Genomic DNA, 9,551 nt, shown 5'->3' on the forward strand with positions numbered 1-9,551 from the left:
CGACGAATTCGGACGTGCCAACGCAGGACGCCGGCCATGAACGTTGAGGCAAACGTCGTGGCAGGCATCACCGGGAGCCTGGAGCCTGCTTCGGTGAGTGGCCGAGCCAGGAACGCTGGGGACACGATCGGAGTGGATCACAGCTTTAGACTCGCCCTCCATATGAGCCTGGCTCCTCACGGATCGAGGAGGTCGAGGGCCGGCACGCACCAATTCGACGGTACGGTCTCGCGCCAAATGCCTACTGGTGACTTCCTGCCTAAACACTGCTCGAAAGGACCGCTATGAACACTTCAACCCGGGACAATTCCACCTCGCCGCGAAGGCGGCTGGGGGTCAAAGACCTCGTCACCATTGGCATCTGCGGTGTCCTCGCGATGGTGATTAACACCGTGATCGGCATGATCCTCACCCCGATCTATGGCTTCGCTTACCCTGTCGTCGGCGGCCTGTGCGCGCTGTTCTCAGCCCCGGTGTATGTCCTGATGAGCTATCGAGTCGCTAAGCGCGGAACCGCTGTGCTGTTCTACCTGATCATCGCGATCATCTCCGCGCTGCCGGGGTTCTTCTACATGATCCCCTTCTACCTGGCCGCCGGCCTGATCTGCGAGACCATTCTGTGGCGACCGCGAGCGTACCGCAACGGCATGCTCAACGCTGTGACCTACATGATCTTCGGAATCATGTTCTCGATCGGCTCCTACCTGCCCATCTACCTCTTCGGCGACACCTACTATGACCAGTTCGAGAGCATGGGCGCCTCGGCCGAACTGTTCCTTCGTTTCGCGACCTCCCCGGGTGCGGTGGCAGTGTCCGTGATCGCCGGTGCCGTCCTGGCCCTGCTCGGGCACTGGATGGGGCGGAAGCTCCTGTCAAAGCACTTCGTCAAGGCCGGGATCATCAGCGCCGCATGAGACCAGGCTGGCTGCGGTTCGACCCGCGCACGACAATGCTCCTGCTCCTGCTGTGCAGCGTGCTCACGCTCCTCGTAGACGCAGCGGGCCTGTTCTGTCTCGTCGCCGGAGCATCGGCCTATCTGCTGCTCACGGGCATGTGGCTGCAGGCCATGACCGGCGTATGCGTGTTCGTGCTGCTGTATCTGGTGCAGTACGGAATCGTTGAGTATGCGACCGGGCCAGGGCTGATGCTCGGCTTCATGGTATTCTTCGCAGCACGGATCATGCCCGTCGCGATGCTGGTGCAATGCCTTGCCGAGACACCGCCAGGTGAGCTCGTCGGGGCGTTGCAGCGGCTCCGGGCGCCTCGTGCGCTCGTGCTTCCCTGCGCGGTCATTCTGCGCTTTCTGCCGACGATCAGGTCGGAGTTCGCATCGATTCGCGACGGGATGAAACTGCGTGGCTTGTCCGCGCTGTCGTGGCGAACTGCGGCACACCCTATGATGGTCGTCGAATCGATCTACGTGCCTCTGCTGATGCGGAGCATGAAGGTCTCCGACGACCTATCGGTCTCTGCGGCCACCCGCGGGGCCGACAACCCCGGTCACCGAACATCGCTGCGGCAGCTTCGCTTCCAACCGGTCGACGTGATCGCCGCGGCATGCGCGATCACGGCGCTCGGATGGGTGCTGGCAGACCAGCTCGTGACAGGTACATCGATATGATCCACCTCGACGACGTGAGTTTCTCGTACACGGCCGGGGCCACGCAACTGCGCCACGTGTCCTTCCAAGTCAGCCGCGGCGAGTTCGTCGTCCTTACCGGGCCCAGCGGCTGTGGCAAGACCACCCTCACCCGGGTCCTCAACGGGCTCGTCCCCGGGTTCTACGGCGGGGAACTCGAAGGCGGCGTGCAGATCGATGGAACGAACGCCCGCGAACTGCAATCGTGGGAGTACGGTCGGCTCGTCGGCAGCGTGTTCCAAGATCCGAAGACCCAGTTCTTCGCACCGGTCGTGCGTGACGAGCTGGCATTCGGATGTGAGAACTACGGGTTCCCACCCGAAGACATTCAGGCACGCATCGAGGACCTGTCGCACCGGCTGGGTGTCAGCCATCTCCTCGATCGCGCACTCCTCACCCTCTCCAGCGGCGAAAAGCAGAAGGTCGCGGTCGCCGCTGCGGCAGGCACACGCCCTCCCCTCTATGTGATGGACGAACCCTCCGCCAACCTCGATCTCGACGCCACCCGAGAACTCGCAGGCGTGCTGACGACGCTCAAGGAGTCCGGCAGCACCATCGTGATAGCCGAGCACCGCCTCACCTACCTCATGCACCTCGCCGACCGGATCGTCTACATGGACGACGGGGACATCCGACACGAATACACCCCTGCCCAGCTGCAGAACCTGCCACAGGCCACGCTCGAAGAACTCGGCCTGCGTGACCCGGTTCTCCGCACCACGGAACCGGGGGCACGGCATGTCTCCCACACTTCGCTCGGCGGCGACCCTACCGTCGAAGTCACAGACCTCACGGTCCGCAGGAAAGGGCGCGGCGCATCATTGTTGACGAGCTTGTCGTTCACCTTGCAACCGGGTGAAGTCGTCGCACTCGCCGGACCGAACGGCGCCGGGAAGACCACGCTCGGCCGCACCCTGTGCGGACTCGAGCGCGCAGGCAGGGGTACGATCTGCCTGCGCGGAGCCCATTCCCGCCGAGCCAAACGGTCCCTGAACACGTGGTTCGTCATGCAGGACGCCGACAGCCAGTTGTTCTCAGACAGCGTGCTCGGAGAAATGACGCACGGCGCCAAGTCCACCCCCGACTCTATGGCCCAAGCGCAACGGGTTCTCACACAACTCGGGCTGTGGGAGTACCGGAACAGACACCCAGGCTCGCTGTCCGGTGGGCAAAAGCAACGCCTGACCATTGCTGTAGCGCTCATGCAAAACCGACAGTTCATCATGCTCGATGAACCGACTTCGGGACTCGACGGGAGAAATCTCCGCCGCGTCGTCGACTGCATCACCGAACAGGCCGAGCGCGGTAAAACGATTCTGGTGATCACTCACGATCCAGAATTCATCCGGAAGGCCTGCACCAGAATGCTCCTGGTCCGAGATCAAACTCTCACAGCAGACGTCCCACTCGAACCGGACACCTTCGGACTCGCCCTGGACCACCTCAATAGGAAGACGGCTAGACATGACGAGTAGTTTCTCTCTGCTCGTCCACGGCGGGATGCACGGCGCTTGGTGCTGGGAGAGGGTGATCCCACACCTGCGGCATCGGACGATTGCTATCAACTTGCCCGGCCGACCCGGGGCAGGGAAGCAGCCGCCGACACTAGACGGATTTGCCGAAGCCATCGTCGACGCCATCAACGATGAACCAGGAGAAGCTGTCATAGTTGCCCATTCACTGGCCGGGATAGTCGCATTGGCGGCCGCGGAACGGGCTCCGAGAAAGATCAAGAAAATTGTCTTCGTTGCTGCAGTAGTTCCCCCATCGGGCTCGTGTTTCTGGGATATGCTGCCTGCGCCTCTGCGATGGTTTGGCAGATTCCTTCTGAGCGGAGACAAAACGACGATCATGCCACGATGGATGGCCCGAGCGGTGTTCTGCAATGATCTGTCGCGTGAGGACCAAGACCGACTCCTTGATAGCCTCGTTCCTGAACCAGTGCAGATACTCGACACCGAATTGCGCTACAAGATTCCAGAGAACGTCGGAGTCAGCTATGTTCTCACAACCCGCGATCGAGCCATTAAGCCGCGAATGCAACACGAGTATGTGAACTCGCTCCCCAAACGGACGCGTCACTTCACCGTAGATAGTGGCCACAGCGCGTGGTACTCCCGTCCGACTGATCTTGCCGAAATCATCAATGCAGAGATCGAAGACGATGGTTCGTCCAGCACAGCTCGATTCATATGGGTTTGAAAGAGGTCGATCGTGTGGGCCGTGGAACTTGAAAGTCACCGGGTGTGCGGACGGACGCGGCACAGCAAACGGCCGTTCAAGGGTCCGGTGCTCCGGATGTAAGTGAGCATCGGCGACGGCGCGCGTCTGGCTCCTGCTATCAGCGTTCTTCGCCGTGCACTGAGGACGATGGACGATCTGGACTCACATTCGCAGTCCACGAAGATAGGGGGCGATACTGCGTAGCTTTTCGCAGGTTTCTTCCCACTCACGTTCGGGCGTGGACTCGCCCATGACACCCGCACCGGCACGAAGCCAGCTTCGTCCGTCACGCTGGAAGACAGTGCGAAGTGTCAACGCGGCATCCAGTTGACCCTGCGTGTCAGCCAGGAGAACCGCTCCGCCGTAAAGGCCGCGTTCCTCGCCCTCGAGTTCTCGGATGACTCGCAGCGCAGCCCCTTTCGGAACGCCGGTAACGGTCACGGCTGGGAAGAGCGCTGCGAATGCCGACCAAGACGACATGTTCTCTTGCAGCTGCCCAGTGACGCGAGAGGCGATATGCTGCACCGATCCACGTTCTTCTACGTCCATGAACTCTGTAACGGCCACCGAGCCCGGTATGCTCACCGATCGTGTCTCGTCGAGAGCGAGACGAACAGAGATCGCGTGTTCATGCACTTCCTTCGCGTCGCTGAGTAGCTCTGAACGCAATCGACTATCTGTTTCACGATGGTGATGCAGCGCGCGAGTACCAGCCAGCGGCTGTGTACGCACACGTCCAGTCGGGTCAACCTCGACAATGGTCTCAGGGCTGAACCCAGTTGCCTTCCACCCGCCGACGTCAATAAGGAACGAACGCGCTGGCGTGTTCGCGCGGCGACCTGACAGATAAGTCTGCGGCAGGTCGATCTTGGGCTCAGCGGGAAGTGGCACGACCCTCGAGAGAACAACCTTGTCCAAGGCGCGGCTCTTGATCTTGGCGATTGCCATGCTGACCTTTTTCTGATAATTCGCAAAGTCGGGTTCCTCGAGCGAGATCGAGATGGCGTCGGACGTATCAGGTTCGGTACGCAGCAGTGCGGTAATCCGAGTAATCATTCCCGGAATTGAGGTTCGGGTGCGCGCTGCATTTCCGTCGAGCTGCACTTCGACCTCAGGCAACATTAGATGAATGAGTGTATCCGATCCTGCACCAGGCCGATCCTCGTACAGTAAGAACGCCAATTCGAAAGAAGCCCACCCGTAGCACCGTGATGGTCCATGCCTGTGAACGGACGCTAATGCCGTTGCGACAGCTTCAACGGGATCGTCTACGGGGATACTCCGGTGCCATTGGCCGACCCGCAGGTGTAGCGTGTCGCTACTGACGCTCACCTCAGCAGCAGGTCCGGCGGCGAAATACCACGTTCCCGCCCTCTCGTAGACGAGATATTGTTCCCCAACGCCTCCTTGTGCGAGCTTGATCGCAGCACTTGCTGGATCGAAATGCAGCGCAGTGTCGGCCTCGTGCACGAGTTTCGGTGTTCGCGAAGCCCAGTCCTCCAAGGCCTCGGCCAGTCCGTCACTGAGGATGTCGTCAAGTCGTCGATCGTCGGCCAGTGGGTCTCTCATCGGGTTTGGGCCCTCCCCTCGAGCATCCGCTCATCGAACAGTCTGCACAGCATCTGACCGTGCTGCGTAGGTGTGTCTGTACAGCGCACAAATGTGAAGTGAGTATAACCTTACCTGACTCGCCTGTTCAATCGGCGGCGGGTTCCAGCCCCGAATCGGCTCCGGCCTCTGTGAGGCGAGCACTTGTGGCTGAGGAGCCCGTTCGTCTTGCGGGATCGCGGGCCATGCATCTAATGGTGCTGAAGATAGAGATTATTGCGCTCGACAGCCTGGTCGTTGATTTTCGAACACAGAAGGTTGGGCAGCGAATGCTTGCGTGGCTTCGCGCTGCCACGGCCTCTGCGGCGCCAGCTACGCACGGAGCAGGAAAGCGGGTCAGGTCGGGCATGGACATATCGTGACCGACGTCAGCGGTGTTACTGGTCAAGTTGACGACCTTGACCGCTTCTGCGACAGAAGTATATGCGGAATCCATGAGGGCACTGACTCCAACACTGGACGGCAACACGCCGGCCGTGACGATCTCCAAGACAATTGTTGGACCCGCCCAATCATCACGAAACTCCGCGCCTGGCCCACCCGTGCCGACGCTGGCCAGTTGGGTACCGATCGCGCCGAGATCGAGGAGCTGTTGCGCGCGGGCACCCGGCCGGGCACGGAGAGGCCATCCGCGGCATGACTGTCCTGTGACCGGATGGTCGTTGTCGCGGTGTGCCGGGAGAGGCCCATACCTGGTGGGCAGCCCCGGTGAGACCGCCGGGGTTCGAAGCGAGAGGAAACATCATGCCCGTTCCCACCGGCCCCGGCATCTCCGGGTTCATCAAGTCCAGGCCGCAGCTGTCGATGACCGTCAACAACGATCCGCGGTTCTCCGCGTGGGTCGGGATCCCGCAGACCCAGATCGATGAGAACGGGGTCCTGCAGGAACTCGAGCCCCTCGAGACCCGGATGGTCATGTTCGGTGCCTCCGCGCAGCGCGCCCACGAGAAGTTCCGCAAAGGGGATGACATCGTCGCCTTCGGCGCCAACAAGGAATACACCGCCACCCGAGATGGGCAGCAGGTCACGGAGGAGTATTTCCTCGCCTCGCACATCGGCCACGACAACAACGTCACGACCTACACCGTCCACCGCGGCCCCGACCGGTACCCGGCCGAGCGCGACGGGATGCAGCGCGAGGCAGCCCGCCAGGACGCAGCCGCCCGCGAGAAAGCCCAGCAGCAGGCAACGGGCCAGCAGTCCGTCGGCCAGCAGGCACCCGCGCAGCAGCAGCTCGGCCAACAGGCACCCGCGCAGGCTGCTCCTGCCCAGCAGGCACAGGCCCAGCAGCAGCCGGCCCAGACGGCGCCTGCCCAGCCCGCGCAGCAGGCTCCCCAGCAGCCCGCACAGCAACAGGCGGCGCCCGAGCAGCCGGTCGCTCCGCAGCCGCCCGTTGCGCCGCCGCAGAACGCTCCTGCCCAGCAGGAGGCTCCTGCTGCGGCCCCGGCGCAGGCGCCACCGGCGGCACCGAATGCGGGCCCGCCGGACGGGCAGCAGCCCCAGGCCGGGCAGGCAGGTGACCCGGTCGCCGAGGTGCTCGCGCAGCGACAGAACGAGGTCGCCGCTGAGCCCGCTCCGGCCCGCGCGGAGCCGCCCGGGCACGAGGCGATGTCTCGGTAAGACCCCCTCAGACCGCGCGCCGGTCGGCACCCCACGCCGCCCTCACCGCTGACCGCCGCGCACCCCTTTCTTCTTCGTGACCCTGCAACCCGGGAGGCATCATGCCGACACCGACGAACCCCGACGAAACCGCTGACATCTCCGATCTGCCCCCGGAAGTGCTCAAGCAGGTCAAGCAGATGGTCTCGCGCGAGTACGCCAAAGACCTCCGCGCGCAGCTCGGCAGCGTCCCGCGGACCATCGACTGGACCCGCCTGAGTCCCGAGGACCTCGAGCACGAGCTCCTCGAGCTCAACCAGTTCGTAGACTGGTTGCGCCACACGTATGGGCTGCCGCCGCAGATCATTCCGCCGATGTGGCATCGACACTGGGAGATGATCTGGGAACTCTCCGCGCTCAGGCAGCAGTGGCTGACCTGCTACGACCAGCAGGCCAAGGGAAACATGGGTGTCGTCTTCCACGCCGAGTTCGCCGCCGCCCGCGAACGCCTCCGCGACTGGGTCACCATCTCCGGCAGCCGGCTCGACCGTGATCGGGCCACCCGCATCACTCCCTGGCCCGGCGGAGAGGCCGAGGGGTTCACCCCGACCGACAGCACCGAGTACCCGGTAGAGAACCGGAACGAGGACTTCGTCTCCTTCGTCGAAGAACAGGTCCTGGAACGCCAGCGTGCCCAGGACGCCGAGGTCCAGGAGATCCTGAACTCCGAGTGGAGCGAGCGGCCGTGACCGAGCCGAGCGGGCAGATCCTCGTCTCCCCGTTGATGGACAGCCGGGAGGTCGCCGCCTACCTGAAAGTCTCCGAGTCGACGCTGTCGCGCTGGCGCGTGGATGAGAAGGGGCCACCGTTCATGCAGATGGGCGGGATCGCCCGCTACCGGTACGAGGCCGTCGAGGCCTGGCTGGCTTCCCTGGAACAGACGCATGAGCGCACCTGAGAGTCTGCCGACGTTCCCGCCGATCGGGGTGAAGGTCTCCACTGACGTCGAACAACGTGCCTCCGGGGTCCGTGCCAGGGCACGGTGGACCGACCCGGCGACGAAGAAGCGCATCACCCGGGCCTTGGTCGTTCCCGACGAGGAAGCGGCCGAGGCTTTCTTCGACCAGCTGCAACGCTCGGCGAAGGTCGGGGTGGAGCTGACGATCACGTTGAGCGATTACATCGAGCAGATCGGCGACCGCTGGAAGCGCGGCCTCGACCCGACCTCGACTGCCACCGGCTACTGGGCAGGACTCCGGCTGCGAGTGATTCCGGCGATGGGGCATGTGCCGGTGGCAGGGATCAGTACCGGCATGATCGACCGGACCATCGATGATTGGGAGCTGAAGCTCTCGCCCTCGCTGATCAAGTCCTCGGTCGCCGCACTCGTGCGCGTCCTCGACGAGGCGGTGAGGGATGAGCTAATCGAGAAGAACCCAGCACGCAACCGTTCCCGTCGCTCTTATGGGAAGAGCTCGGTCTTCGACTTCAGCAGCCCCGCCGATACCTCCCCGCGCGCGCACGCCATCAAGGACCTCGAGACGCTGACCAAACTCGCCGAGGCCTGCGGTGGGGCCGGCCAGCCGTACTCCGACTACGTGATGCTGTGTGCGCTGCTGTCGGCGCGCAGTTCCGAGGTCGCGGGTCTCTGGGTCGAGGATGTCAACTGGGACGCGAACATCGTCACGATCCGCAAGCAGACCTTCCCTTCCTCGAGCGGGCTCGTGACGAAGCAGACCAAGGGCAGGGAGGAGCGGCCTGTGCCGATTCTGCGCCCGCTCGTGCCCGTCCTCGAACGATTGACGGCCGAGAAGGAGCCGACCGACCGGGTGCTCATCGGCGTGCGCGGAGGAGTGATCACGACGGCGAACGTCAGCCGGGCCACGAAGTGGGATTCGCTCGTGACCGAGATGGGGCTGCCGCAGCTGTCGCGGCATGGTCTGCGGCATACGGGAGCGACCTGGATGGCCGATGCCGGCATCCCGCTGCACGTGCTCCAGAAGATCCTCGGCCACAAATCGATCGACACGACCAAGGGCTACCTCCACCCTGATCTGGGGCATATCGCGAAGGCGGGGGAGCTGGCCAACCGATTCCTCGACGCCCAGACCGAGGCGCCCGAACGGCCCTCGGGCAAGAGGCACGCGAAGGCGAAGCCTGGTCCCGACGAGCGTGGCCTGTGAGGCCGAAAATGGGCTTCTGGTCCCGGTTTGGTCCCGGGTGATCAACTTGGGCGCCTTCAGACACCCTCCGGAGAGGGCGCGGGCGAGAGATTCAAGAGGAGCCAACGGCGATCGCGGACGATCCCGGACATGACGAAGCCCAGGTCAGAAACATGCTCTGACCTGGGCTTTTACGTCGGGCTGACAGGATTTGAACCTGCGACCCCATCACCCCCAGTGATGTGCGCTACCAAGCTGCGCCACAGCCCGCTATTCATTTGTTCCCGGGCAAACCAGGGCTAAGCCACCTTACCCCCAGT

Annotated in this window: 9 protein-coding genes and 1 tRNA gene; 8 read left to right on the forward strand and 2 right to left on the reverse strand. The window is 63.3% G+C overall.

Features of this window, described 5'->3' with window-relative positions; translation table 11 throughout:
- The first annotated feature begins 284 nt into the window (after positions 1–284).
- Genes ACTIIH_RS15050 through ACTIIH_RS15065 form a run of 4 tightly spaced genes read left to right on the forward strand, consistent with a single transcriptional unit; the run spans position 285 to position 3,841 of the window.
- Positions 285–914: an MptD family putative ECF transporter S component gene (locus ACTIIH_RS15050; protein ID WP_096157083.1), complete on the forward strand. Its 630-nt coding sequence runs from the start codon at positions 285–287 to the stop codon at positions 912–914.
- On the forward strand, positions 911–1,621 hold the full coding sequence (locus ACTIIH_RS15055) for an energy-coupling factor transporter transmembrane component T family protein (protein WP_096157082.1): 711 nt from the start codon (positions 911–913) through the stop codon (positions 1,619–1,621). The genes ACTIIH_RS15050 and ACTIIH_RS15055 overlap by 4 nt, the downstream gene beginning before the upstream one ends.
- A gap of 14 nt (positions 1,622–1,635) precedes the next feature.
- On the forward strand, positions 1,636–3,114 hold the full coding sequence (locus tag ACTIIH_RS15060) for an ABC transporter ATP-binding protein (protein WP_425119625.1): 1,479 nt from the start codon (positions 1,636–1,638) through the stop codon (positions 3,112–3,114).
- Positions 3,104–3,841 (forward strand): alpha/beta fold hydrolase, encoded by a 738-nt coding sequence (locus ACTIIH_RS15065; RefSeq protein WP_096157080.1) that lies wholly within the window; start codon positions 3,104–3,106, stop codon positions 3,839–3,841. The genes ACTIIH_RS15060 and ACTIIH_RS15065 overlap by 11 nt, the downstream gene beginning before the upstream one ends.
- Before the next feature lie 183 nt (positions 3,842–4,024).
- Here ACTIIH_RS15065 and ACTIIH_RS15070 read toward each other — a convergent pair whose 3' ends face one another.
- Complete coding sequence (locus ACTIIH_RS15070; RefSeq protein ID WP_096157079.1) at positions 4,025–5,431, reverse strand: salicylate synthase; 1,407 nt, start codon at positions 5,429–5,431, stop codon at positions 4,025–4,027.
- A gap of 783 nt (positions 5,432–6,214) precedes the next feature.
- Between ACTIIH_RS15070 and ACTIIH_RS15075 the strand changes: the two genes are divergently transcribed.
- The 4 genes from ACTIIH_RS15075 (at position 6,215) to ACTIIH_RS15090 (ending at position 9,252) form a co-directional block, all read left to right on the forward strand.
- The gene (locus ACTIIH_RS15075) at positions 6,215–7,090 is read left to right on the forward strand and encodes a single-stranded DNA-binding protein (protein WP_096160802.1); all 876 of its coding nucleotides are present in this window, start codon (positions 6,215–6,217) and stop codon (positions 7,088–7,090) included.
- Between the two features lie 101 nt (positions 7,091–7,191).
- Complete coding sequence (locus tag ACTIIH_RS15080; RefSeq protein WP_101593301.1) at positions 7,192–7,818, forward strand: hypothetical protein; 627 nt, start codon at positions 7,192–7,194, stop codon at positions 7,816–7,818.
- A complete protein-coding gene (locus ACTIIH_RS15085; RefSeq protein ID WP_241241407.1) occupies positions 7,815–8,027 on the forward strand; it encodes a helix-turn-helix transcriptional regulator in 213 nt (70 codons plus the stop codon). The genes ACTIIH_RS15080 and ACTIIH_RS15085 overlap by 4 nt, the downstream gene beginning before the upstream one ends.
- Positions 8,014–9,252 (forward strand): site-specific integrase, encoded by a 1,239-nt coding sequence (locus tag ACTIIH_RS15090; protein WP_441452700.1) that lies wholly within the window; start codon positions 8,014–8,016, stop codon positions 9,250–9,252. The genes ACTIIH_RS15085 and ACTIIH_RS15090 overlap by 14 nt, the downstream gene beginning before the upstream one ends.
- Positions 9,253–9,427: 175 nt before the next feature.
- On the opposite strand, the gene ACTIIH_RS15095 is transcribed toward ACTIIH_RS15090, so the two are convergent.
- Positions 9,428–9,501, reverse strand: a tRNA-Pro gene (locus tag ACTIIH_RS15095).
- Positions 9,502–9,551 lie beyond the last annotated feature (50 nt).

The organism is Brevibacterium sp. (assembly GCF_052105255.1).
Classification (GTDB): Bacteria; Actinomycetota; Actinomycetes; order Actinomycetales; family Brevibacteriaceae; genus Brevibacterium; species Brevibacterium linens_B.